This is a genomic window from Streptomyces sp. AA1529, assembly GCF_000280905.1.
Lineage (GTDB): Bacteria > Actinomycetota > Actinomycetes > Streptomycetales > Streptomycetaceae > Streptomyces.
Genome location: NZ_ALAP01000078.1, coordinates 241,586 through 264,460, shown reverse-complemented (window position 1 = coordinate 264,460; position 22,875 = coordinate 241,586). Strand labels below are relative to the sequence as shown.

General features: G+C 75.6%; 23 protein-coding genes. 17 read left to right on the top strand and 6 right to left on the bottom strand.

From position 1 onward, the window contains the following. Positions 1-18 precede the first annotated feature (18 nt). The 7 genes from A949_RS0123430 to A949_RS34270 all read left to right on the top strand — a co-directional run bounded on the left by A949_RS0123430 (position 19) and on the right by A949_RS34270 (position 7,145). Positions 19-1,047 carry a 3-oxoacyl-ACP synthase III family protein gene (locus A949_RS0123430; protein ID WP_019358477.1) on the top strand — a complete coding sequence of 343 codons (1,029 nt, stop codon included), beginning with the start codon at positions 19-21 and terminating at the stop codon, positions 1,045-1,047. After that, on the top strand, positions 1,040-3,112 hold the full coding sequence (locus A949_RS34275; protein ID WP_019358476.1) for an HAD-IIIC family phosphatase: 2,073 nt from the start codon (positions 1,040-1,042) through the stop codon (positions 3,110-3,112). Before A949_RS0123430 ends, A949_RS34275 begins: the two co-directional genes overlap by 8 nt. After that, a complete protein-coding gene (locus A949_RS0123420; protein ID WP_019358475.1) occupies positions 3,091-3,318 on the top strand; it encodes an acyl carrier protein in 228 nt (75 codons plus the stop codon). The genes A949_RS34275 and A949_RS0123420 overlap by 22 nt, the downstream gene beginning before the upstream one ends. Before the next feature lie 108 nt (positions 3,319-3,426). Continuing rightward, positions 3,427-4,296, top strand: a complete 870-nt coding sequence (locus A949_RS0123415) for a 4'-phosphopantetheinyl transferase superfamily protein (RefSeq protein ID WP_019358474.1) — start codon at positions 3,427-3,429, stop codon at positions 4,294-4,296. Then, on the top strand, positions 4,286-5,584 hold the full coding sequence (locus tag A949_RS0123410) for an FAD-dependent monooxygenase (protein ID WP_019358473.1): 1,299 nt from the start codon (positions 4,286-4,288) through the stop codon (positions 5,582-5,584). Before A949_RS0123415 ends, A949_RS0123410 begins: the two co-directional genes overlap by 11 nt. Further along, on the top strand, positions 5,581-6,708 hold the full coding sequence (locus tag A949_RS0123405) for an alpha/beta hydrolase (RefSeq protein WP_019358472.1): 1,128 nt from the start codon (positions 5,581-5,583) through the stop codon (positions 6,706-6,708). The genes A949_RS0123410 and A949_RS0123405 overlap by 4 nt, the downstream gene beginning before the upstream one ends. After that, on the top strand, positions 6,705-7,145 hold the full coding sequence (locus A949_RS34270; RefSeq protein ID WP_106428875.1) for a DUF4260 family protein: 441 nt from the start codon (positions 6,705-6,707) through the stop codon (positions 7,143-7,145). The genes A949_RS0123405 and A949_RS34270 overlap by 4 nt, the downstream gene beginning before the upstream one ends. Here the strand turns inward: A949_RS34270 and A949_RS0123395 are convergent. After that, positions 7,108-8,343, bottom strand: a complete 1,236-nt coding sequence (locus A949_RS0123395; protein ID WP_019358470.1) for a cytochrome P450 — start codon at positions 8,341-8,343, stop codon at positions 7,108-7,110. The two genes, A949_RS34270 and A949_RS0123395, sit on opposite strands and share 38 nt — an antisense overlap. A 122-nt stretch (positions 8,344-8,465) precedes the next feature. Here A949_RS0123395 and A949_RS0123390 point away from each other — a divergent pair, with 122 nt between their 5' ends. Next, positions 8,466-9,071, top strand: a complete 606-nt coding sequence (locus tag A949_RS0123390; protein ID WP_019358469.1) for a response regulator transcription factor — start codon at positions 8,466-8,468, stop codon at positions 9,069-9,071. Here the strand turns inward: A949_RS0123390 and A949_RS34265 are convergent. From A949_RS34265 to A949_RS0123375, 3 genes are all read right to left on the bottom strand, one after another. Beyond that, complete coding sequence (locus A949_RS34265; protein ID WP_019358468.1) at positions 9,007-10,284, bottom strand: sensor histidine kinase; 1,278 nt, start codon at positions 10,282-10,284, stop codon at positions 9,007-9,009. The genes A949_RS0123390 and A949_RS34265 overlap by 65 nt on opposite strands. A gap of 152 nt (positions 10,285-10,436) precedes the next feature. Then, positions 10,437-12,761, bottom strand: a complete 2,325-nt coding sequence (locus tag A949_RS0123380) for a TOMM precursor leader peptide-binding protein (RefSeq protein WP_019358467.1) — start codon at positions 12,759-12,761, stop codon at positions 10,437-10,439. Positions 12,762-12,795: 34 nt separating this feature from the next. Continuing rightward, positions 12,796-13,152 carry a hypothetical protein gene (locus A949_RS0123375; protein WP_019358466.1) on the bottom strand — a complete coding sequence of 119 codons (357 nt, stop codon included), beginning with the start codon at positions 13,150-13,152 and terminating at the stop codon, positions 12,796-12,798. A 315-nt stretch (positions 13,153-13,467) separates the two neighbouring features. On the opposite strand from A949_RS0123375, the gene A949_RS0123370 reads away from it, so the two are divergent. The 3 genes from A949_RS0123370 to A949_RS0123360 all read left to right on the top strand — a co-directional run bounded on the left by A949_RS0123370 (position 13,468) and on the right by A949_RS0123360 (position 16,164). Next, complete coding sequence (locus A949_RS0123370) at positions 13,468-14,325, top strand: AfsR/SARP family transcriptional regulator (protein WP_019358465.1); 858 nt, start codon at positions 13,468-13,470, stop codon at positions 14,323-14,325. Positions 14,326-14,436: 111 nt separating this feature from the next. Beyond that, positions 14,437-15,270, top strand: a complete 834-nt coding sequence (locus tag A949_RS34260; RefSeq protein ID WP_019358464.1) for a thioesterase II family protein — start codon at positions 14,437-14,439, stop codon at positions 15,268-15,270. Positions 15,271-15,309: 39 nt separating this feature from the next. After that, the gene (locus A949_RS0123360; RefSeq protein WP_019358463.1) at positions 15,310-16,164 is read left to right on the top strand and encodes an AfsR/SARP family transcriptional regulator; all 855 of its coding nucleotides are present in this window, start codon (positions 15,310-15,312) and stop codon (positions 16,162-16,164) included. Between the two features lie 5 nt (positions 16,165-16,169). On the opposite strand, the gene A949_RS0123355 is transcribed toward A949_RS0123360, so the two are convergent. Further along, entirely contained in the window at positions 16,170-17,456 is a 1,287-nt protein-coding gene (locus A949_RS0123355; protein ID WP_019358462.1) for a hypothetical protein, read from the bottom strand. Further along, positions 17,453-18,925, bottom strand: coding sequence for a DUF6002 family protein (locus A949_RS38255; RefSeq protein WP_019358461.1), 1,473 nt, complete (start codon positions 18,923-18,925; stop codon positions 17,453-17,455). The genes A949_RS0123355 and A949_RS38255 overlap by 4 nt, the downstream gene beginning before the upstream one ends. A gap of 224 nt (positions 18,926-19,149) precedes the next feature. Between A949_RS38255 and A949_RS34250 the strand changes: the two genes are divergently transcribed. The 6 genes from A949_RS34250 to A949_RS0123320 all read left to right on the top strand — a co-directional run bounded on the left by A949_RS34250 (position 19,150) and on the right by A949_RS0123320 (position 22,799). Next, complete coding sequence (locus A949_RS34250) at positions 19,150-20,403, top strand: aldehyde dehydrogenase family protein (protein ID WP_019358460.1); 1,254 nt, start codon at positions 19,150-19,152, stop codon at positions 20,401-20,403. Positions 20,404-20,584: 181 nt separating this feature from the next. After that, entirely contained in the window at positions 20,585-20,923 is a 339-nt protein-coding gene (locus tag A949_RS0123340) for a TcmI family type II polyketide cyclase (RefSeq protein ID WP_019358459.1), read from the top strand. Further along, positions 20,920-21,180 (top strand): acyl carrier protein, encoded by a 261-nt coding sequence (locus A949_RS0123335; protein WP_019358458.1) that lies wholly within the window; start codon positions 20,920-20,922, stop codon positions 21,178-21,180. The genes A949_RS0123340 and A949_RS0123335 overlap by 4 nt, the downstream gene beginning before the upstream one ends. Further along, entirely contained in the window at positions 21,177-21,953 is a 777-nt protein-coding gene (locus tag A949_RS0123330; RefSeq protein ID WP_019358457.1) for an SDR family NAD(P)-dependent oxidoreductase, read from the top strand. Before A949_RS0123335 ends, A949_RS0123330 begins: the two co-directional genes overlap by 4 nt. Next, positions 21,953-22,333 carry a SchA/CurD-like domain-containing protein gene (locus tag A949_RS0123325; protein ID WP_019358456.1) on the top strand — a complete coding sequence of 127 codons (381 nt, stop codon included), beginning with the start codon at positions 21,953-21,955 and terminating at the stop codon, positions 22,331-22,333. Before A949_RS0123330 ends, A949_RS0123325 begins: the two co-directional genes overlap by 1 nt. A 4-nt stretch (positions 22,334-22,337) precedes the next feature. Further along, positions 22,338-22,799, top strand: a complete 462-nt coding sequence (locus A949_RS0123320; protein WP_019358455.1) for an anthrone oxygenase family protein — start codon at positions 22,338-22,340, stop codon at positions 22,797-22,799. Positions 22,800-22,875: the final 76 nt, after the last annotated feature.

Here is a 22,875-nt window from a genome sequence, read left to right as displayed (position 1 = left end):
GGGGCGGGAGAGCCGCCCGTGCATCTGCTGGGCACCGGAACGGCGCTGCCCGGTGAACCGGTCGGCAACGACCGGCTCGCCGAGCGCCTGGGCATCCCGTCCGCCTGGGTGGAGACGTTCATCGGCACCCGGACCCGGCACTTCGCCGTCGACCTGGACACCGGCCGGGCGCGCTGGACACTGGAGGACCTGTGCACCGACGCGGCGGACCGGGCCCTGGCCAACGCCGGTGCCGACCCGTCCGAGGTGGGGTTCATCGTGCTGGCCACCGCCACCCCGGACGCGCTGATGCCCAGCACCGCGGCCCTGCTGGCCGACCGGCTCGGCATCCGTGGAGCCGCCGCCTACCAGCTCCAGTCCGGGTGCGGCGGTGCGGTCCAGGCGTTCGCCGTGGCCCGCGCCCTGCTGTCGCTCGGCCCGGCCGGGCTGGGCCTGGTGGTCGGCGGCGACGTGTGCAGCAAACACCTGGACCTGGGCCAGGACTTCCGGGACCTGCCGCCGGCCGCGCTGGTCAACTACGTACTGTTCGGCGACGGCGCGGGCGCGGCCGTCGTCAGCGGCAGGCCGCGGCCCGGCGCCCGGGCAGCGCTCACCCACCTCGAACACCGGCTGGCCGGGCTCGGACTCCCCCCGGGGCAGCGCGTCGAGTGGTTCGGCGCCGCGGATCTGCGGTCCGGCACGGCCCCCCGCACTCCGGTGAGCGAGGACTACAAAGCTGTCGAGCAGCGGGTGCCGGAACTGGCCCGCGAGTTGCGGGACGCGCTGCTGACCGCGGCGGACTGGCCTCCCGAGAGCGTCGACTATCTGCTGCCGCCCCAGCTGGGCGGCCGGATGACCGAGCGGATCACGAGTGAGCTGGGGCGCGGGCTCGAGTGGGAGCCGGTCTCCTGTGTCGCGGAGACCGGCAACACCGGCAACGCGCTGGTCCTCCACCAACTCGACCGCCTGCTCCCGCTGCTCACCCCCGCTCAGCGCGCCCTGGTCCTCTCCGTGGAGTCCAGCAAGTGGATCCGGGCCGGCTTCACCGTGGAGGCGTCCGATGCCTGACCGAGACCCCGCACCGGCCCCGGGCGCCGCGCTGCGCACCCTGCACGCCCGGGGCAGGCTCGCGGCCGAGTACCCGGCCGTCCGGGAACTGCTGGCCGGCGCGGACCGGGACGCGCTCGACTTCGCCGGCCGGGTGCTCGCCCCCCTCGACCCCGAGGAGGTGCTCGCCCACCACCCGGACACCCCCGTCGTCCGCGTCGCCGTCACCGGACGGGGCACGGTCGGGGAGGTGGTGCCCGCACTGACCGCGCAGCTCGCCCGGCACGGCATCCTGGCCCGCACCCGGGTGTGCGGCAGCGGCGGCTACCTGGGCGACCTGGCCGACCCGAATTCCCCGCTGTACGCGCACGCGCCCGAGGTCACCCTGTGCGTGCTGGACCCGCTCACCGTCTGGGACAAGGTCGAGGTGCCGTGGCAGCCGCTCGAGGTGAGCGTCGCCGCGGAGCGCCGGCGCAGGGTGCTCGGCGAGCTGGCCCAGGCGCACGCGGCCTCCGCGCCGAGGGGAGCGACCCTGGTGCTGAACACCGTGCCGCTGCTGCGCCGCTTCACCCACCAGCTCACCTCCCTCACCCAGCGCGCCGAACTGAGCGGCCTGTGGAAGCAGTTCAACGCCGACCTGCTGCACATGGCCCGGCCGTCCGCCGGGCTCGCCGTCCTGGATCTGGAGCCGGTCACCAGCGCGGGCGTCCGCGCCGACGAGCCGCGCCTGGGCGCCTACGCCGACGCGCACTGCACCGCCGAACTGCTGGCCCACTACGCCCGCGAGGCCGCCCATCTGATCCGCGCGCTGCGCGGCGAGGCCAAGAAGTGTCTGGTGCTCGATCTGGACGGCACCCTGTGGGACGGCGTGCTGGCCGAGGACGGGCCCGAGGGCGTCACGGCGGCCGGTACGCTGCGCGGCGCGGCCTTCGGCGCCTTCCAGCGGACCGTCAGACAGCTCGCCTCGCAGGGTGTGCTGCTCGCCGTCTGCAGCCGCAACGACGCAGGGGCCGTCCGCCGCGCCCTGGCCGAGCACCCCGAGTTCCCGCTGCGCCCGGACGACTTCGCGACCGTGGTCGCGGACTGGGGCTCCAAGGCCGAGGGCGTGCGCACCGTCGCCGAGCGGCTGGGTCTCGCCCCGGAGGCGGTGGTCTTCGCCGACGACACGCCCTTCGAGCGGGCGAGCGTGCGCGCGGGAGTGCCCGGCGCCGCCGTGGTCGAGCTGGACGCGGAGCCCGCGCTGCACACCGAACATCTGCTCGCGGACGGCTGGTTCGACACCCCGGCGCTCACCGACGAGGACCGGCTGCGGCCGGTGCGCTACGCCCGGCGCGCGGCGCGGGTCGGCTCCGAGGCCGCCTCCGCCGACCACCGCGCCTTTCTCGCCACCCTGGAGCTGCGGGTGGACGTCTCACCCGCCCGGGAGCACGAACTGGCCCGGCTGGCCCAGCTCACCCTGCGCACCAACCGGTTCAACCTGACCGGGGAGCGGCTGGGCACCGAGCAGGTGCGGCAGTGCGCCGCCGCGCCCGGCGCCGCGGTGCTGGCGGTGCGGGCCGCCGACCGGTTCGGGGACGAGGGCGTGGTCGGTGCCGTCTTCGCGCGGATCGACGGCGACCGGCTGCGGGTGGAGAACCTGCTGCTGAGCTGCCGGGTGCTGGGCCGCGGTATCGAGGAGGCCCTGCTCGGCGGGCTGCTGGCGGCGGCGCGGGAGGCCGGGCTGACCGCCGTGCACGCCGTCTGGCGCCCCACCCGGGCCAACGCTGCCGTGCGGACGCTCTGTCCCCGGCACGGCTTCCGCGTGGTCGGCGGCCCCGGTGCCCGGCCGGGCGGCGACCGCGCCACCGGCCCGGCCCCCGCCCCCGCGGCGGAAGCCGGTCCTGAGAACGGTGCGGAGTCCCGCGCGGGCGAGGTGCGGTTCGCACATCCGCTCCGGACGCTCCCGCCGGTCCCCGGGCACGTCACGCTGCGGCTGCAACTGACCGACGAGCCTGTACAGCCGACCGAGCCGACCGAGCCGACCGAGCCGACCGAGCCGACCGCTGACGGGGCGGAGGTGGCGACATGCACACCGTCGAGGAGCTGATCCAGCTCGCCAACACCCACCTGGGCACGGCACTGGCACCCGCCGACGCCGAGCGGGAGCTGACCGAACTGGCCGGGTGGGACTCCGTGCACCTGCTGCGGCTGATCGGGCTGCTGGAGCGGACACTCGACCGCCCGGTGCCGGTGGACGCCGTACTCCAGGCGCGCAGCCTGCGCGACATCTGGTCCGCGGCGGTGGCCGCGTGAGCACCCCGACCGCCCGGCAGGCGCCGCCGGGCATCCGTGCGGCGGGCCCGGCGGGCCACCGCGCGGTGGACGCGACCGACGGCGCGGCGACGCGTCTGGAGGGCTGGCATGGCGATCACCCTGGGCCCCGCGCCGGACGGCAGGACGGCGGAGCCGTTCGCCCGGCCGGTGCGGATGGACGGACCGCACGGACCCTGGGAACGGGTCCGTGACGCCGTCGCACGGCACGGCAGCGTCGTCGTGTACGGGCGGCTGCCGGAGTGGCTGCCCGCCGACCTCGACCACCCGCGGCTGCGCCCGCTGCTGGGCCGGGACCACGCCCGCTTCCGCGCGATGGGCCACCCGCAGGTCCGGGCCCGCTTCGTGGCCTCCCGGCTGCTGCTCAAACACGTCGCCTGCGCGGTGATCGAGGCCGCACCCGAGGCCGTCGAGCTGGCCTACAAGCCCGGTGGCCGCCCCTATCTGCGCGGCCTGGACCAGGTCGACATCAGCCTCAGCCACACCGAGAACCTGCTGCTCGTCGGCCTCACCCGGCGCGGCTGGATCGGGGTGGACGCCGAGGCCAAGGACCGCCCCATGCTGGGACTGGGCACCGAGAAGCAGGTCTGCACCCCCCACGAGCGCAGCGCCCTCGCGCAGATCGCCGAGGAGCGGCGCAACGCGGCGCTGGTGCGGCTGTGGACCCTGAAGGAGGCGTACAGCAAGGCCATCGGGCAGGGCATGCGGTTCCGCTTCACCGAGTTCGGCTTCAGCCCGCAGGACCGCAACGTGCAGGTGCTGCGGCCCGACGGGGAGCCCGGCACCGGCTCCGAATGGGCCTTCCACACCTGTCTGGTGGACCGCGCCTACACCGTCAGCGTCGCCCACTTCGACGCCGGCTTCGGCGACACCAGCGACACCGCGGCGGCCACCATGCTGGACGACGGGCTCATCGCGGCGCTGGTCGACGGGACGGGGGAGGGGCACCGTGCCCGGTGACGGGACAGCCGCCGGGAGCGCGCTGAGCGCCGACGTGTGCGTGGTCGGCGGCGGCCCCGGCGGCCGGGCCCTGGCCCTGGCCCTGACCCGGCTGGGCCTGGACGTCGTGCTGCTGGAGAGGCGCGACCCGGCCCGCGGCGCGGGCCCGGCCTTCCGCGGCGAGTCCGTCTCGCCGGACGGCGTGCGGCTGCTGGCCGGACTCGGCGTCTGGGAGCGGGTCCGCGGGGCAGCGCACCGGGTGGACCGGCTGGAGATCCAGGACGCGGGCCGCCGCGTACTCGACCTGCGGTTCGCCGACTTCCCCTACCGCTACCGGCACCCCGCCGAACTGCCGCAGGACGCGCTGCTGGCGGCGCTCGCCGAGCGGACCGCCCGACAGCCGGGCGCCTGCACGGTGCTGGAGCCCGCCACCGCGGTCGGACTGCTGGCCGAGGGCCCGGCCGTGACCGGCGTACGGGCGCGCACCCCCGCCGGCACCGTGCGGGTCGAGGCGCCGCTCACCGTCGGCGCCGACGGCCGCCACAGCGCCGTGCGCCGGCTGTCCGGACTCCAGGAGCGGGTGCGGCACCGGCCGCTGGAGCGCGACGTGGTGTGGCTGAAGCTGCCCTTCCCCGCCGGCTGGGACCGCCGCGTCTACCGGGTGCGGATCGCCGGGGACAGCCACGGCCTGTTCCTGCCCTGCGCCGACGGCACCGTCCGGGTCGGCCTCAACATCCCCAAGGGCGGGCTGCGGACGCTGCGCGCCGGCGGCCTCGACCGGCTCTGCGCCCGCATCGGCCGGCTGGCCCCGGAGGCCGGGGAAGCGGCCCGCGGCAGCCTGCGCGCGTGGTCGGACACGGCGCTGCTGGACATCTTCACCGCCGAGGTCCCGCACTGGTCGGCGCCCGGCGTCGTCCTGGTGGGCGACGCCGCGCACACCCTCTCGCCCGTCCTCGGCCAGGGGGTCAACCACGCGCTGGCGGACGCGGTCGCGCTCGCGCCGCTGGCCGCCGAGGCGCTGGGCCGCGACCGGCGGGCCCGCGGCAGCGCGCTGCGCACCGCGCTGGACCTCTTCCAGCAGCAACGGGAGCCGGACGTGCGCCGCTCGCGCGCGCTCCAACTGCGACAGGAGCGGATGTTCGCGCTCACGGCACCCGCCGCGACAGCGCTGCGCCGGACCGTCTACCGCGCGCTCGACGCGAGCCCCGTGCTGCGCCGCCGGGTACTGGCCCCCGCCTACTTCCCCGGCCGGCGCCCCGCCGCCCGGCGGGAACAGCCGCCCACGCCCAGCGAGGTGACCCCCGTATGAGCGACACCGCCGCACTCACCGGCCCGCCCGGTCTGGCCGAACTCCGGGCGCTCGCACCACTGCACGCCCGCGCGCAGGGCATCCCGGCCGACCGCTGCCGCGCGGTCCTCACCCGCGTCCGCAGCGCCCACGGCGAGGGCCCCGACGCCTGGCCCGCCGTCTGGAGCCGCGCGGGCGACGCGCTCGCCGCGCGCGGCAGACACCTGGACGCGGTCCGCCACTACGCGCTCGCCCGCTTCCCCCACCCGGACGGTCCGGCGCGGGAACGGGCCCAGCGGCTGTGCGTGAGCTCCTTCGACCGCTGGCGGTCCACCCGCCCGGACATCGGCCGTGCGCAGATCGAACCGCCCGGCGGCACGGGCCGGTTCACCGCCTGGACGGCCGGGCTCTCCCGCAGCGACCCGCGTCCCCTGATCCTGGTGTGCGGCGGCATCGTCTCGGTCAAGGAGCAGTGGGCCCCGCTGCTGGCCCGGGCCGCCGCGCTGGGCACCGCCGTGGCCGTCACCGAACTGCCCGGCGTGGGGGAGAACACCCTGCCCTACGACACCGCGGCCCCCGCCATGTTCGGTGCCCTGCTCGACCATCTCGCCGACCGCGCGGACGTCGGCCGTACGCACGCCGTGGCGCTCAGTTTCGGCGGCCATCTGGCGCTGCGGGCCGCGCTGAGCGACCCCCGGATCACCGGCGTCTCCACCGTGGGCGCGCCGGTACGGCACTTCTTCCGGGACGCCGGCCGGCACGCCCGCATCCCGGCCACGACGGTGCACACCCTCGCGCGGCTGACCGGGCACCCGCCCGCCGATGTGCTGTGCGCACTGCGGGACTGGGCGCTCGCACCGCCGGAGCTGGCCCGCCTCGCGCACCTCCCGCTGACCTACGTCGCCGCGCTGCGGGACGAGATCGTGCCGCTGACCGACGCGGCCGCGCTGCTGCGGGACCCCGCGGCGCGCCGCAGGCTGCTCGTGGTCGACGACGCGCACGGGGCCCCGGCCCATCTGGGCCGCGTCCGCCCGCTGCTGCTCGGCTCCGCGCTCCGCGGCCTGGGCGTCCATCCGGTGCGGCGGGCGGTACTGGAGGCGGTCGCGGGAGTGCGCCGGGGCGGCCGGGGCCGGGTGCGGACATGAGGGGCTGGACGTGGTGCACCCCGCGGGGGCGGATGCTGAGCGGCACGGTCGGGGCCGCGGCGCTGTACGCGGGCGCCCGGCTGGGCGGGCCCCGCAGCCGCGTGCTGTGGACCTCCGCCGTGCTGCCCGACCTCGCGCTGCTGCACGGCATCGCCGCGGCCCCCGCGTTCGATCCGCTGCCCCGGTACGCGGTGCGCTCCTACAACGTGCTGCACTCACCGGGCGTGCCGCTCCTGCTCCTCGGCACGGCGCGTGCCCTGGACAGCCGTCCGCTGCGCGTCGCGGCCTGCGGATGGCTCGCCCACATCGCCGTCGACCGCGCCTTCGGATACGGTCCGCGGGCCCGCGACGGCTCCCGCATCCGGGGCCCGGCTCCCGCCGGACCCCGCGGCGCCGCGCTCAGTCCCACCGGACGGGCAGCTCCGTCAGCCGGTTGACCAGCAGCCCCCGGTGCATGGTGACCGACTCGACGGGCACCGCCGGCCGCAGCGCGGGGAACCGGCCGGCCAGCACCCGCAGCGCGACGGCCAGTTCGGCGCGCGCCAGCGGCGCGCCCAGGCAGTAGTGCGGACCGTGCCCGAAGGCCAGGTGCGGCGGCTGGGCCGGATCACCGGTGCGGTCCGGGTCGAGGCGGTCCGGATCGGTGTACCGGCTGCCGTCCCGGTTGGCGGAGCAGACGGACGCGATCACGGCGCTGTTCGGCGGCAGCACCCGGCCGGCCACCTCCACCGGCTCCGTGGTGACCCGCAGCGGCCCGCCGTCCCCGACCGGGTTGAGCCGCAGCAGCTCCTCCACCAGGGCGGCCGTCGCCTCCTCCCCGTCCGGCACCAGGCCGAGCCGCTCCGGCTGCCGCAGCAGGGTCAGCACGGAGGTGCCCAGCACCCCGGCCGTCGTCTCGTGCCCGGCGACCAGCAACGTCATCGCCAGCACCAGCAGTTCCCGCTCGTCCGGCCGGCCCTCCTCGTCCCGGACGCCGACCAGCGCGCTCAGCAGGTCGGTGCCGGGAGCGCGCCGCTTGTCGGCCACCAGGTCCGCCAGATAGGCCAGCAGCGCCTGCTTGTGCCGCAGCATCTCCTCCGGCGGATGCGCCGTCAGCGACAGCACGGCGTCGGACCAGGTGCGGAAGCGCTCCCGGTCCGCGAAGGGCACCCCCAGCAGCTCGCAGATGACGGCCATCGGGAACGGGAAGGCGAAGGCCGTGTTCAGATCGGTGGGGCCGCCCCCGGCACCGTTCCCGGCGGCCATGGCGTCGGCCAGCTCCCCGGCCAGTTCTTCCAGCCGGGGCCGCATCCGCTCCACCCGGCGCGGGGTGAAGGCGCGGGCGACCAGCCCGCGCAGCCGGGTGTGTTCGGGCGGATCCATGGTGAACAGGCCGCCCGCGTCGAACGGGACGGCCGTGAGTTTCGGCGCCTCGGGCGCCACCGTCGCGGCCCGCGAGCAGCGGGGGTCGGCGAGCAGGGCCCGCACGTCGTCGTAGCGGCTGACCAGGTGGCCCGGATCGCCGCTGGGGAGCGTGACGGCGGCGACGGGTTCCTCCGCGCGCAGCAGCGCGTAGTCCTCGGGGACCTCGGTCGCCGAGCGGCGCGGCGGGGGGTAGGGACGGACGGGCGTGGGTGTGGCGGAATCCTGAGCCATGTAACGGACTGTTGAACTATGGACTCGAATCGTGGTCGAGTCGGTGTTGCATGTGACGGGGCACGGTATTCTCGCCTCGCTAACGCCAGTCCGGCCGGCCGAGTCCGCGGGGGAACTCGACGATGATCTCAGTGGTGCTCGCCGAGGACATGCACATGGTGCGCGGTGCTCTGGTGGCGCTGCTCGACATCGAGAAGGACATCGAGATCGTCGCCGAGATCGACTCCGGCAGCGCCATCCTGCCGGCCGTCCTCGCGCACCGCCCCGACGTCGCCGTCATCGACATCGACCTGCCGGGCGTGGACGGACTGACCGCGGCCGCCGAGGTGCACGAGAAGCTGCCGGCCTGCCGCACCCTGATCCTCACCAGCCTGGGCCAGCCCGGCAACCTGCGCCGCGCCCTGGAGGCCCATGTCTCGGGCTTCCTGCTCAAGGACGCGCCGCCGAGCAAACTGGCCGACGCCATCCGCCGGATACGCGCCGGGGAGCGGGTCATCGACCCCGAACTGGCCCTGGACGCCTGGTCGGCCCGGGAGAACCCGCTCACCTCGCGGGAGACCGAGGTGCTGCGGCTGGCGGCCGAGGGAGCCGAGGCCGCCGACATCGCCGGGCGGCTCTTCCTCTCCGTGGGCACCGTGCGCAACTACCTGACGGCCATCGTCATCAAGCTCGGGGCCCGAAACCGGGTGGACGCCCTGCGGATCGCCCGGGAGCAGGGCTGGCTGTAGCCGCACCGGAGGCCGCCGCCCGGGCCGGGCCGTGCGGTCCGCCCGGCCCGCGGTCCGCGCACCTCCCGGGCCCGTCCCGGCCCGCCGGACGCCCGGGGGCCGGGGGCGGGATGCGCGCCTCCAGCCGGAAGCAGCCGTCCTCGCGCAGACCCGCCCGCAGGGTGCCGCCGATCGCGTCCACCCGCGCGGCCAGATTGCCCAGCCCGCTGCCTCCTTCTTCGTCCGGGTGCGGCGTCGTGGGGTCCCGCGGATCGGGCAGCGGCTGCACGCCGTCGTTGACCAGCCGCAGCACGGCGCAGTCCGCGTCGCCGCACACCGTGATCTGGCAGCGGCGCACCTTGCTGTGCCGCAGGATGTTGGTGACGCCCTCCCGCAGCACCGTGGCCAGCACGGTGCCCACCGTCTCCGGGACGCTCTCCAGCGTCGAGTCGACCTCCGCGTCGATCCCGGCGGCCTCGAAGACGGACACGGCCGAGGAGATCTCGGCGGGCAGCGAGATGTTCCGGTAGCTGCGCGCCACCGAGCGGACGTCGGCCAGCGCCTGCCGGGAGATCTCCAGCACATGCGCCACCTCGCCCTGGGCGCGCGGCGGATCGGCGTCCACCAGCCGGTGTGCCAGCTCGCTGCGCAGGGTGATCGCCGACAGGCTGTAGCCCAGCAGGTCGTGCAGGTCCCGGGCGAAGCGCAGCCGCTCCTCCTCCACCGCCAGCCGGGCGATCTCCTGTTGCGCCGCGCGCAGTTGGAGGACGATCTCGGACAGCTTGGTCAGCCCGTAGACGACGGCGCACGTCGTCAGCGCCGACACCCCGTTGTAGGCCACCCGCAGCGGTGCCCAGCCCGAGAACCAGGTGACGGCCAGGACGCTGGCCACGCACCCGGCGACCCCCAGCCAGGACCAGGGGGGCCGCAGGGTGAGCAGCAGCGAGCCGGCCAGCAGCCCCGGCAGCCCGACCCAGGCCGTGCCCATCAGCAGCATCGGCAGGAAGGTGCAGACGATCTGCACGCCCAGCACCCAGAACTGGTAGGTGCGGTGCAGCCGCATGCCCCGCTGGGTGGTGCGGGCCACCTGGGTGCAGAACATCACCGCGATCGCCGCCGCGCCGACCAGGATCTGCATCGGCGAACCGCCGACGGTCAGCAGGTGCAGCACCGCGGCACCCAGGATGCCGGCCATGGCGACGACGAAGACCACCAGCACGATCCGGGGCGCCATGGCGGCGTCGACCCCGTAGGCGAGTGGCTGCCGTGTCCCGTTTCGTCGCCGGTGTAAAGAGATTCGGTTGCCCCCTGAGCTCACTCGCGCTCTCCCCTCGCCCCGCCGAAGGTGTGCACAGCATAGGCGAGGGGATCGGGTGCCACCATCGGCTAGACGAACACCGGGATGGGGTTCAGCCCGTCGTAGTCGACCGGCTCGGCGCGGCGTCCGAGCCGGACCGGTACGTCGTAGAGCCTCCCCGGTGCGAACCGCGCCCAGAAGTGCCGCAGTCCGGGCACCAGCACCTTGACCACCGGGATGCCCAGGTCGGGCCGCGTCTGGTCCAGCACCAGCAGTTCCATCCCGTGCCGGCGCAGCAGCCCGACCGCGTCCTCCACGTCCTCGCGCAGATCGGCGCGGGGCGTGTGGCCGAAGTCGGCGGCCCCCAGGGTGCGGGCCTCCGGGTCCGGTGCCAGATAGGGCTGGTCGGCGAGGGTGCGCCGGGTGCACCAGTCGCGGAAGACCGGGTCCTCGAAGCTGTTGCGGGTGTCCAGCACCGCGGGCAGCATCTGTGTCATCTCGGTCAGCGCCCGGCGCAGCGCCAGGGCCGGGTCCGGATGGCAGCCGAAGCCGAACACGATGTCTTCGCGGTTTTCGCGGTCTTCGCCGTCCTCGCACCCCGCCCCGCCCCGGCGGGTGCGCCGGGAGACCGCGCACATCACCGGGATGCCCAGGTCCGACGTCACATCCAGCACCCAGAACTCCCGGCCGAGCGCGGCGTAGGAGGCACGCATCCGGCTGATCCACTCCTCGCCGAAGGACTCCGGGTCCACCTGCGGCTGGAGGGTGCGGTTGTACCACCACAGGGCAACCGCGTCGCGCTCCACCAGCTCGTAGAAGCCCTGCAGGACGGCGTCCTCCAGACTGCTGCCCGCCGCGTTGCCGTTGGAGTCGGCCCGCACCGGCACCGGGTCACCGGCCCGCCGCGGAGTGGCGAAGTAGAGCATCCCGGTGGGCAGCAGCCGGTGCCGCCGCTCGGTCAGCGACCACACCGGCGTCCAGTCGACCACCGCGTCCTCGTCGAACGGGTCGCAGACGAACTGGAACGGCGAGTGCAGCGCGTTCCACTCCTGCCGCCGGGCGAACTGCCGCTCGTCGTACAGCTGGAGGGCGTTGGGATGCACCGCGGCGCCACCCAGCTCCGCGTACCGTCCCGGGACCCGCTCCTCGTCACCCTGGAAGGTGCCGGAGTACCGCTCCACCGCCTCGCACAGCGCCCCGACCTTCGCGTCCAGCTCGGTGACGCCCTTGCCGGCGCTGTGGCTGCGCAGCGCCGAGCGCAGCGTGTGCACCCCGTCGCCGAGCAGCGCCGGGTTGCTGCCGGACACGAAGGCGTTGAGGTCCTCCGGGCAGCGCGGGTCCCGGTTGAGCAGCCGCACCACCCCCGTGACCTCGCTCACCAGGTGCTCGTGCCGCCGCAGCATCTCCCGCGCCGGAACCGACCGGTGTCCGCCCCCGGTGGGCACCTTGGGGCGGGAGCGGAGCTCCACGGGCTGCCGCGCCCGGGCCGCGACCAGCGTCGGATCGCCGCAGACCGGACACTGCGGGCGGCGCTCCACCGGATGGTGCCGGCCCTCGCCGCGCAGGCTGTCCAGGGTCCACACCGACGACTGCCGGCCGTCCCGGAAGCCGCCCAGCCAGGTCGCCGCCTGCAGGGCCAGCAGGTGGAGCGCGCTGGCCCGGCTGGCGGCGATGTGTGCGCGCGGCGGGGTGACCGGCGCCGCGAGACCCAGTGCGCGGCCCACATAGCTGTGCGCGGAGCGGTGGTGGCGCAGCCGGTGGTGCAGGCAGTGCCAGCAGGCGCCGGTGCCGGGCTGGAAGATCGGGCCGAGCCACGGCTGGACGCCGGAGGGCTTGGCCAGCAGCCAGGGCCGGCCCGTGCGGCGCTGGGCCGCGTCGATGTCGGCCAGCGCGGGGGAGAGGTAGTCCTCGCACAGCACCACGGTGAGGGTGTGCGCATCGCTCTCGCCCGGCCGGGCCGGTGCGATCCCGGCCGCCCGGAAGGCGTCCCGGGCGGCCCGCCGGTCCTCGTCGGCGCCGACGGTCAGCAGCCGGACCCGGCCGGCGGACAGTTCGGCGTCGGCGCGCGTCCCGTCGAGTCCGGCGGACTCCCAGAACGCGGAGGTGGCGTCGGAGTGCCCGGGGCAGTCGGCGGCCGGGCCGTCCGCCGGGGCGAAGTCGGCGACCAGGTCGGCCCGGGCCAACTGCCCCAGAATGCTGCCGAGCTGGCCGGGCGAGAGCACTCCGCGGGTCTCCCGGGCCAGCTGCGCCAGGTCCCGGCTGCCGTCGAGCAGCGGTGCCAGGGCGGCCATCGCCGCGCCCTCCACGGCGGTGACCCCCTGTTCGGAGACGAGGTAGGTGGCGTCGCCCGGTACGACGGCGGGCCGCAGGTGCTTGCGGAACCCCGGTCTCGATGGTGTGGTGCCGGTCTCCATTCCGTCTCCCCCGTTCGGTCGGCTCGGGCGCGGCTCAGCGTGTCGATGCCGCGGGGGAGACCGGAACGGCGGCCGGTGCCGGCTCGTTCGGCGGTGCGTAGGTCCAACTGGAGCAGTCGGTGGTGTGCCCGACGGTGTCGCGCGGGTTGAGGCTGGTGATGGTCACCTCGCTGCCCAGCCCGGCGGGCAGGGCGGGGACGGGGGTCGCCGCGTCGGTGGCGATCCCGAACTCGGCGAGCACGCCGCGCGGTTCCACCGCATAGCGCAGCGCGAGGGCGGGGTCGAGGCAGCATTGCGCGGTCAGTTCGGCGAAGCGCCAGTCCTGGTCGAGCGAGTGCGCGGCCCCCGGGGTGCGGGGGGTGGTGACCTTGGCGAGCGCGTGACCTGACATCGTGGTCTCCCGTCTGGAGAGAGAGGAACCCATGGCCCCCGTGGACTCATGGGGCGACGCGGTGCTGTGGGGAGTGGCCCGATCGTGAGGGTCCGATGCGCAGGACAGCAGTGTGAGCGGCCCGTGGGGCTCGGGCCAGTGGAGGCTTCACGACCCTCCATGTGAAAATCTCATGCCCCGGTTCCGCCGGATATCCGCGCCAAGATCGTGAGTTACTCACTGTCGCACGGCGCGTACGGATGCGATTCTCCCAACCGTACGCAGTGACCGAAGCAGCGACACCCACCAGCGGGAACCGCCAACGGGGAGGCCCGGATGCGCATCAGGGTACTGGGAACTCTGCACGCCGAGACGGCGGGCGCCTCGATCGCGCCGAGCGCGGCCAAGCCGCGGCAGATCCTGGCCCTGCTCGCGCTCCGCAGCCGGCACATCGTGCCGGTGTCCGACCTCATGGAGGAGGTCTGGGGCGCCGGGCCCCCGCGCAGCGCCCCCACCACGCTCCAGACCTACATCCTGCAACTGCGCCGCAGGCTCCGTGCCGCCCTCGGCGACCAGGGCACCCTGCCCGCGGCCGGTGCCGCGCCGCGCGACCCGCTCCGGCCCGGGGACAAGCACATCCTCGCCACCCGGCACGCCGGCTACCAGCTGGAGATCGCCGACGCCGACGTCGACGCGCTGCAGTTCGCGCAGCTCACCCGCAACGGGCACGCGGCCTACGAGGCCGGGGACATGGCCAAGGCCGCGCGGCTGCTGGACGAGGCACTCGCACTGTGGCGCGGTCCCGCGCTCGCCGACCTGCCGCACGGCAAGCACCTCGCCATCGAGGCCACCCGGCTGGAGGAGAGCAGGCTGGGCGCGCTGGAGCGGCGGATCGACGCGGATCTGCGGCTGGGCCGGCACCGCGAGGTGCTGGGCGAGCTGTGCGCCCTGCGCGGCCGCTACCCGCTCTACGAGAACCTGCACGCGCTGCTCATGGTCGCGTTCCATCAGGACGGCCGCTCCTCCGATGCGCTGGTCGCCTTCCGGCGGCTGCGCGCCACCCTCGTGGAGGAGCTGGGCCTGGAGCCCTCGCCCCGGATCGACCGCCTGCACCAGGCCATTCTCCGGGGCGAGGACGCACTGGCCGCCTGGCGCGGCGCCGAGGCCGGCGCGGCAGCGGGCCTCGCGGGGTAGCGGCCCTCCCCGGCCGGTTCCACCCCGCTTCAAGCTGTCGTCCAGCGCCAGTCGTGAACATCTGGCCCTCGACGACCGGCCCCGTCACCGGGACGGGGGAAGGGGGGAGGGATGAACGCGTATCTCGCGGCACCTCCCGAACCACGCACGACGGACGGCTCACCCGCCACCGGGCGGGAGCCCGCCGACGGCGGACTGCGGCTGTTCTGCTTCCACCATGCGGGCGCCGGCGCGCTCACCTTCGCGCGCTGGCGCCGCGGGTTCGACCCGGGCGTGTGCGTGCTGCCCGTCCGGCTCCCCGGCCGGGAGACCCGGCTGCGTGAGCCGCGCATCACCGAGGCGCCCGTGCTGCTGGACGAACTCGACGCGCAGCTCGGCCCGCTGCTGGACCAGCCCTACGCGCTCTACGGGCACAGCCTCGGCGCGCTGGTGGCCTACCGCTTCGCGCAGCGGATACGCCGCGCGGGCCGGGCGGCGCCGGTGCTGGTCGGGCTGGGAGCCTGCCCGCCGCCGCACCTGCCGACCCCGCTGACCGACCAGCACGACCTGCCCGACACGGCGCTGCTGGCCGCGCTCAACCGGTACGGCACGCTGCCCCCGTACATGTTCGAGCGTCCGGAGTGGCTGCGCACCCTGCTCTCCACGATGCGCGACGACCTGCGGCTCGCCGCCAGTCTGCGCGCGCTCGGCGGCGCGGCGGACCCCGCCTGGGACACCCCGCTCGACTGCCCCGTGCACGTGTTCGCCGGCACCCGGGACGAGGCGGCCCCGGCCGCCGCCGTCGCCGAGTGGCGCCGCTGGGCGAGCGGGCCGTTCGCGCAGCACCCGGTCCCCGGAGGCCACTTCTTCGTACGCGACACCGCGCTGCCCGGCCTGCTGGCGGCACAACTGCGCCGCAGCGGCCCGAAGCAGGGCGCCGCACCACTGTCCGAGCCGTCCACCTAGCCCGAAACAGTCCGAGAACGCACCCGAAGGGAGCGAGAGATGGACATCAGTGTGCTGGGACCCTGCCGGGTCGTCCAGTCGGGGGTCTCCGTCGTCCCGACCGCGGTCAAACCGAGAAAGGTGCTGGCCCTGCTGGCGCTCTACCCGGACCAAGTGGTCTCCGTCGCCTCCCTGGTGGAGGAACTGTGGGGGGAGGCCCCGCCGCGCAGCGTGCAGACCACGCTCCAGACGTACGTGCTCCAGCTGCGCAACCTCATAGCGGCCGCCCTGGGCGACCGGCACCACCCCGATCTGCCGCACGGCGCCAAGAGCGTGCTGATCACCGAGTCCGGCGGCTATCTGCTCGACACCCAGGGCGGGATGGTCGACGTCTGCGAGTTCGAGCGGCTCTCCGGCGCCGGACACCGGGCGCTGGAGGCCGGCGACTGCGTCGGCGCCTCCGCCTCCTTCCGCCGGGCCCTGGAACTGTGGCGCGGGCCCGCACTGGTGGACGTGCAGTGCGGTCCGCTGCTGGAGATCGAGGCGACCCGGCTGGAGGAATCCCGGCTGGGCATCCTCAACCAGCGCATCGAGGTCGACCTCAGCCTGGGCCGGCACCACGAGCTGGTGGGCGAACTCTCCGGGCTCGCCGCCCAGCATCCGCTGCACGAGGGCATCCAGGCGCAGCTCATGCTCGCGCTCTACCGCTCGGGCAGACGCGGCAACGCACTGGAGGTCTACCAGCGGCTGCGCGGCGTCCTCTCCCGCGAGCTGGGCCTGGACCCCTCACCCGACCTGCAGCGCCTCCAGTGCGCCGTGCTCGACTCCTCGGTCGAACTGGAGCTGACCGGCGCCGCACGCGACGCGGCCTTCAGCGGCAGCGGGGGGCCGCTGAGGGCGCTGCGCGGCGGCTGACGGTCTCAGCCGGACGTCTCCCGGCCCGCCAGCACGGCGTCGGCCGGGAGACGGGAGGGGCCGGCGCCGGACGCCGGGACGCCGGATGCCGGGAAGCTGACCCGGCACCCGCCCGGCCGCCCGGCGAACAGCAGCGGGCTGAGCACGGCAGCGGCGCCGTGCACGGTCCGCACGGCAGCGCCGTCGCTCAGCTCCACCGGGTGGGGCGCCGGTCGCACGTACTCCTGCACCACGCTGTCGCCGAGGCCGAAGGCGCGCCGCACCGCCGCCGCCCAGACCTCCGGCTCCGTCGCGTGACCGGCCACGACCGGCCCGGTTCCCGCGACCGCCCGCTTGAGCACGAACCGTTCGGGCTCGGCGAGCACCAGGCCCGGCAGATCCCGCTCGGTGCCGTGCCAGGTGGTGCGCCCGGCCAGCGTGATCCGGGTCCACGGCAGCCGGCGCTCCACCAGCCGCCGCTCGCCCCGGGTCATCCAGGGCAGTCCTTCGGAGACCAGCGCGAGGGCCCGCTTGTCGGCCAGCAGCCCGCTGCTCGGCTGCGGCAGCAGCAGGCCCGCCCGGTGGGTCCGGGGCAGGCCGGAGGCCCCGCCGCCCGCCGGGTGCGCGCCGCCGAGCAGCCCCAGCGCGTAACTCTGCCGGCCCGGTCCGTCCCGGGGGCCGGCGCAGGACAGCAGGTCGGCGGCGAAGCCGTGCGCCCGCAGCTCGCGCTGTTCGTCGGGGTGGAAGCCGGGACCGATGAGGGCCACCGTGCGCGGCAGTCCCCGCCGGGCGCAGAAATCGGCGAGCGCGGCGGCACGCACCGTCAGCGGATCGTGCCCGAACAGCGGCGCCTCCGGCAGCCCGGCCGCGGCGCGCTGCCACGCGCGGGTGAGCACCCCGGTCTCCCGCGGGCTGCCGGGCGTCCCGCCGGTGTCCAGGCCCAGCAGCTGCGGCCCGCCCGCACCGACCAGGAAGTCGGCACCGGCCAGCAGGGCACAGCAGTCGGTCTCCACCCTCTCCAGCCCCGAGTACGGGGGATGGTCGGCGGGGTCGGCGCCGAGCGCGACGAGCCGTTCGGGCCAGGTGGGTCCGAGCGCCAGCACCGCCCGGCGCACCAGCGCCAGCAGCGCCGCCGCGGTCCGGAAGAGCTCGTCGTAGCGGCCGCGCGGCAGCACGAACGGCCGTGCGGGCAGCGGTCCCTGCGCGGGGAGGCCGGCGGCGGCCCGCCGGGCGCGCACCGCCTCGCCCGGCACCGGGGCGGTGGGCCGCCGGCCCGGCCCGCCGGTGGCGGGCCGGCTTCCGGCGCCCGTCACCGCGACCGCCCGCGGTCGTCCAGCGCCCCGGTCAGTACGGCGTGCAGTTCGTCCGCGGAGTCCGCGTACCGGGCCAGCGCGCCGGGTACCGGGGCGCGGTCCGCCGCGCCGTGCGCGGCGGTGCGGTGCACCACCACCTCCGGACCGGCCGGCAGGCCGCGCTCCGCCGCGTTCAGGGCTCCGGTCAGCGCCATCACCAGCGACCAGTCGGCCAACCGGGCCGGGTCGGCGGGCAGGGCGACACCGGCCGGGGCCAGCAGGGCGCGCAGGGACGGATAGCGGGCCAGGCACTCGTAGCGGGAGACGACGATCCCGGTGCCCCCGTGGGCGCGCAGCAGCGCGCTCACCTCCGGCGCCGTGCCGGGTGCGCGGGTGAAGAAGGCGGGCTCGACGACCTCTTCGGGGTGGTGCGCCGTGCGGGGGAAGTGCGGGTCGGGGCTGCCGGCCGCCTGGTGGTGCAGGCGGCGCGCCGCGTCGTACCGGTACCGGGGTGCGCCCTCCCGGGAGCACGATCCGGTCAGCAGATGCAGCGCCAGGCCGCAGGTGCGCGGCTGCTGCACCAGCAGCGGGCGCGGCCCGGCCGCGTCGGCGGCGCCGTCCGCCGCCAGGGCGCTGCCCGCGCGGTGCCCCAGCGCCGCGGATCCGGTGTCGGCGGTCTGCGCGTGCACCCGGCCGGCCGCGGGCGCCGCGCCCAGCGCGTCCCGCTCCACGAACGCGCGCAGCGCGGCCGCGGCCCGGTGCTCGACGGGGTCGCGGACATACCACAGCGCGGTTCCCGTCCCGGTGCGCAGCGCCCGGGCGTGCGCCCGGCAGTAGGCGGCGGCCAGTTCGTGCACCGCACCCGGCTCCGCACCGTGGTGGACGACCAGGGGGTTGCGCCGCCGCAGCTCCGGGTGGCGGGCCAGCGGCGAGTCGGCCACTTTGTGCCGGGCGGCGGCGGGCACCAGCGCGATCACCCGCACCTGGTCCGGGTGGGCCAGTCCGTACCGGTGGGCGCGCAGCAGCGCGTCCCGCAGCGTGCTCGCCAGGTTGCCGGACGAGGGCGCCAGCAGTGCGATCCGCCGGCCGGTGCGCCGCGTGTGCTGCACGGCCCGCGCGACGAGCAGCAGTGCCGTGTCCGGTTGCGCGGTGCGGCTCCCGGCGGCGGCGCAGTGGTCGAACAGCTGCCAGCGGACGCCGCGGTGGTCGGGCAGCCGGGTGACCCGCGTCCCGGCCGCCGCCAGGTAGCCGCGCAGCGGGCCGTCGAGGGCGGGGAGTTCGCCGTCCGGTGCGAAGCCGGCCGGATCCGCGCCGGCCGGATCCCCGTCGCCGGGGGCCGGTCCGGCTTGACGCGGGTGCGCGTCGCGCACCAGGGCGCGGACGGTGTCCCAGTGGTCGGTCAGCGGCCGCCCCTCCCAGGGCGCGGTCTCCCCGGATGGTTCCGCGGTTCCGGTGCGGTCGGCGGGTCCGGTGCGGGTGGTCAGCGTCATGGACGGGTCCCCTCCTGGTCCGGCCGCCCGGTCCGAGGCGGCCCTCTCGACACCCCGCCTCCGTCCCCCCTACGCTGAAATCACCGTCACAGAGCTGACATACACGAAATCGGTGATTCCTCGGAAATGCGGCGGTGAGCCGCAGGGAAAGGTAACCCGGCGGGGTCGAGCGCCGGTTGAAGCAGCCGGTGGGAGCGGACCCGCCCGTGCCCGAGGAGTCCTCCATGACCCAGCCCTCCATGCCCGTGCTGGAATCCGTCACCCGCCCGTGGCCCGATCTCGAGGCGGCGCACGAGAGGGCCACCGGCGCGGCGGCCGCGCTGCTGGACGGCCGCGCCGAGCTGCTGGCCGCCCTGACCCGGCTCGCCACCTGCGCCAGTGCCCGCGACGAACTGCTGCGCTCGCTGCGTGCGGTGGCCGGGGCGCCGTGGGAGCTGGCCCGTACCGGAGTGCCGCAGCTGGCCCGGGTCTCGGTCGTGCTTCCGCAGGACACCGCGCTCTACTCCTACGTCCGCCACTGCCTGGTGCCCGCGCTCTACTGCGACGAGGTCGTCGTCCGGCCCACGCCCCGGATCCGGGAGACGGCCCTGGAGGTGCACCGCACCGTCAGCCGCGGCCTCGACCCCGCGCTGGCCGCCCGGATCCGCTTCACCGACGCCGCGCAGCACGACTTCACGCCGGTCTGCGCGGAGTCCGACGCCGTCGTCTTCACCGGCTCCGCCACGGCGGCCGGCAAGCTGATGACCGAGATCGGCGACGGCCCGCTCTTCCTGCTGTCCGGGCCCGCGCCCAATCCGCTGGTCGTCGGCCCCCGGGCCGAACCGGACGCCGCCTGCCGGGCGGTGCTGCGCGCCCGGCTCTACAACTCCGGTCAGCACCGGCTCTGCCCCGACGTGCTGTTCGTCCACCGGCTGCGGCTGGACGCGCTGGTCGAGCGGTTGCGTGCCGAACTGTCCGTGCTGACGGTGGGCGCCCGCAGCTGGCCCGACGCCGTGCTCACCGCCCTCACCTACGGCGAGGCCGTGGAGGGCGCGGCCCGCTTCCTGACCGAGCACGCCGACCGGGTGGTGGCCGGGGGCGGGGCGGACCCGGAGCGGATGCAGGTCGAGCCCTCCCTGCTGGTCTTCGACGAGGACCCCGGCTTCCATCCGCCCGCCCTCTCCGGGCCGCTGTTCTGCGTCGTCCCCTACGAGGACCCGGAGATGCTGCGCTGCTGGGCCCGGCACCCCCTGGAGCTGGAGCGCGGGATGTACGCGGCGGTCCTCGGCGAGCCGCGGCTGACCGGGCGGACGCTGGGCACGGCCGTCGTGCTGCGCGACGCCACCCCTTTCGACACCGAGGACGGCAATCTGCCCTGCGGCGGATACGGCGCGCACGCCAGCGGTGTCCGCCGGGCGGGCCGGATGGTCGGCAGGCCGCTGCTGCTCTCGCAGGAGGCGGCGCTGCGGAACACGGTGGCCACCGGCCCGCTGCGCTGACCGCGCCGGACCGGGCGGCCCGGCCCCGGCCCCGCGGGAGGCGGACGGCGCGGGGCGGCGGGGCGCGCACCGGGGTCGCGGCGGGATTGAGCGGGGCTCCAGAGGCCGCTGGCACGCTGCCCGCCAGGCCCGCCGACCGACCGGGACGGGCTGCTCCACACCTTCCCCAAGGAGGCCGACGGTGGCACACCGGACGCTCATAGTGGCGCGGATGGAGCCGGGCAGGGCCGACTCCATCGCCAGCATCTTCGAGGAGTCGGACGGGACCGAGCTGCCCCACATGGTGGGGGTCGCGCGGCGGACGCTCTTCAGCTTCCACGACCTGTACTTCCACCTCGTGGAGGCGGACGAGGACATCACCCCCAACCTCTACCGCGCCCGCAGTCACCCTCTCTACGACGACATCAACACCCGCCTCGCGCAGTGCGTGTCGCCCTACGACCCGAACTGGAAGGAACCCAAGGACGCGATGGCGAACCCGTTCTACGTGTGGACGAAAGACGGAGGGAGGATCCAGTGAGCGAGTTCACCCAGCGTGAGCTGGCCGAGAAGCTGCTGGAGTGCGCGGGCGAGGCCGAGGACGCGGACGTCTCCGACGAGGCGGTCCTGGACACCCCGTTCCTCGAACTGGGCTACGACTCGCTCGCGCTGCTCCAGGTGACCGGCGTCATCAAGCGCGAGTACGGCGTCGAACTGTCCGACGACGCCGTGGTGGAGGCCGAGACGCCGCGGCTGCTGCTGAAGATGATCAATGCCAACCTGCCCGATGCGGTATGAGCGCCGCCGGTACGGCCACCGGTGTGCTGCCGGGGCCGGGGCTGGCCGGCAAGCGGGTCCTGGTCACCGGCGGCACCCGGGGCATCGGCCGGACCACGGCCCTGGCGTTCGCCGAGGCGGGCGCCCGGACCGTCGTCGCCCACCGCACCACCGGTGACGACGCGCGCAGCCTGGCGGCCGCGCTGGCGGCCCGGGGCGCCGGACACCACCTGGTGGCCGCCGACGTCACCGACGGGCAGGACGCCGCCCGGCTCGCCGAGGAGTGCCACACGCACCTGGGCGGCCTGGACGTGCTCGTCAACAACGTCGGCGTCGACGGCCACAGCAAGTTCGCCGACCTGGACGAGGCCGAGTGGCACCGGCTGATGGACTCCAACGTCACCTCCGCCTATCTGGTCACCAGGGCGGTGCACGACCTGCTGGCCGACGGCGCCTCGATCGTCAACGTCGGTGCCTCGGTGGCGCTGCGCGGGCGCCCGCTGGGCACCCACTACTCCGCCTCCAAGGCGGCGCTGGTGGGTTTCGGCCGGGCGCTGAGCAAGGAGGTCGGCGACCGGGGGATCCGGGTCAACACCGTCGCGCCCGGCGTCACCGCGACCGAGGACGAGCCGGGCGCGGGGCTGCCCCCGCAGCTCGTCGAGCGCCTCGCCGGAATGACGGCACTGGGCCGGCTGGGCACCGCGGCGGACGTGGCCGGCGCGGTCCTCTACCTCGCGGGGGACACCGCCCGCTATGTCACCGGTGCCACGCTCACAGTCGATGGAGGAATCTGATGCCCTACGCGGCGATCACCTACCGGGTCAAGCCCGGGTACGAGGACGAGATCGCGGAGATCTTCGCCCACTTCAAGCGCGTCGACACACCCGACCTGGCCGGCGACGACGGCGAGGCGGCCGGACGGCTGCTGGGCACCGGCGTCTTCATCAAGGACGACGTGATGGTGCGCGTCATCCACTACGAGGGCGACTTCGCCGCCGTCGGTGCCCACATGGCCCGGCAGAAGGGCGTCCACGTCCTGGAGGAGAAGCTCCAGCCCTACCTCGCCGAGCGGCGCGACACGGCCTCTCCCGAGGCGTTCGCGGCCTACTTCCGCGACGCCACGATGCGGTCCGTCGCGCAGTTGACGGTGGACACGCACCCCGCCGGGAGCTGACCCGATGAGGGTGGACGCTGTCCTCGGAGTGGCCGTCCTCCTCGGCAGCGGCGTCACGGCGGGGGTCCTCTTCGCCGTGGCGCTCAGCGTCCTTCCGGCGCTGTTCGCCATGGAGACCGGCACCTATGTGCACGCCCACAAGCTGCTGGGCCGCAACTGGGACCCGACGATGCCGGTCGTCGTCCTCTCCTCCACGGGGCTCGCCGTCGCGCTGGCCCTGATCGCCGACGACGGTGCGGCCCGGGGGCTGTTCGCCGCCGCCGCGGTCCTGCTGCTGGGCGTCTCCGCCGTCTCCCACCTGTGCAACGTCCCCATCAACCGCCGGGTCAAGGCAGTCGACGACCCGCGGGTGCTGCCCGCGGACTGGGAGGACCCGCGGCCGCTGTGGCGCCGCTGGCATCTGCTGCGCACCGCGCTGGCGGTGGCGGCGCTGCTGCTGAACGCGGTGGCGGTGACGGCGCTGTGACCTTCGGCCGCGGCCCGGACCCCCGGGTCGCGGCCTCCCGCCTCCCCGGCCGCGGCCCGCCCGGCGGCCCCGCGCC

Excerpts from the sequence above, each read along its gene's own strand:
- A949_RS34275 (WP_019358476.1), top strand. The coding sequence starts at position 1,040 with ATGCCTGACCGAGACCCCGCACCGGCCCCGGGCGCCGCGCTGCGCACC.
- A949_RS0123420 (WP_019358475.1), top strand. The coding sequence starts at position 3,091 with ATGCACACCGTCGAGGAGCTGATCCAGCTCGCCAACACCCACCTGGGC.
- A949_RS0123415 (WP_019358474.1), top strand. The coding sequence starts at position 3,427 with ATGGCGATCACCCTGGGCCCCGCGCCGGACGGCAGGACGGCGGAGCCG.
- A949_RS0123405 (WP_019358472.1), top strand. The coding sequence starts at position 5,581 with ATGAGCGACACCGCCGCACTCACCGGCCCGCCCGGTCTGGCCGAACTC.
- A949_RS34270 (WP_106428875.1), top strand. The coding sequence starts at position 6,705 with ATGAGGGGCTGGACGTGGTGCACCCCGCGGGGGCGGATGCTGAGCGGC.
- A949_RS0123395 (WP_019358470.1), bottom strand. The coding sequence starts at position 8,343 with ATGGCTCAGGATTCCGCCACACCCACGCCCGTCCGTCCCTACCCCCCG.
- A949_RS0123390 (WP_019358469.1), top strand. The coding sequence starts at position 8,466 with ATGATCTCAGTGGTGCTCGCCGAGGACATGCACATGGTGCGCGGTGCT.
- A949_RS34265 (WP_019358468.1), bottom strand. The coding sequence starts at position 10,284 with ATGGCGCCCCGGATCGTGCTGGTGGTCTTCGTCGTCGCCATGGCCGGC.
- A949_RS0123380 (WP_019358467.1), bottom strand. The coding sequence starts at position 12,761 with ATGGAGACCGGCACCACACCATCGAGACCGGGGTTCCGCAAGCACCTG.
- A949_RS0123375 (WP_019358466.1), bottom strand. The coding sequence starts at position 13,152 with ATGTCAGGTCACGCGCTCGCCAAGGTCACCACCCCCCGCACCCCGGGG.
- A949_RS0123370 (WP_019358465.1), top strand. The coding sequence starts at position 13,468 with ATGCGCATCAGGGTACTGGGAACTCTGCACGCCGAGACGGCGGGCGCC.
- A949_RS34260 (WP_019358464.1), top strand. The coding sequence starts at position 14,437 with ATGAACGCGTATCTCGCGGCACCTCCCGAACCACGCACGACGGACGGC.
- A949_RS0123360 (WP_019358463.1), top strand. The coding sequence starts at position 15,310 with ATGGACATCAGTGTGCTGGGACCCTGCCGGGTCGTCCAGTCGGGGGTC.
- A949_RS38255 (WP_019358461.1), bottom strand. The coding sequence starts at position 18,925 with ATGACGCTGACCACCCGCACCGGACCCGCCGACCGCACCGGAACCGCG.
- A949_RS34250 (WP_019358460.1), top strand. The coding sequence starts at position 19,150 with ATGACCCAGCCCTCCATGCCCGTGCTGGAATCCGTCACCCGCCCGTGG.
- A949_RS0123330 (WP_019358457.1), top strand. The coding sequence starts at position 21,177 with ATGAGCGCCGCCGGTACGGCCACCGGTGTGCTGCCGGGGCCGGGGCTG.
- A949_RS0123325 (WP_019358456.1), top strand. The coding sequence starts at position 21,953 with ATGCCCTACGCGGCGATCACCTACCGGGTCAAGCCCGGGTACGAGGAC.
- A949_RS0123320 (WP_019358455.1), top strand. The coding sequence starts at position 22,338 with ATGAGGGTGGACGCTGTCCTCGGAGTGGCCGTCCTCCTCGGCAGCGGC.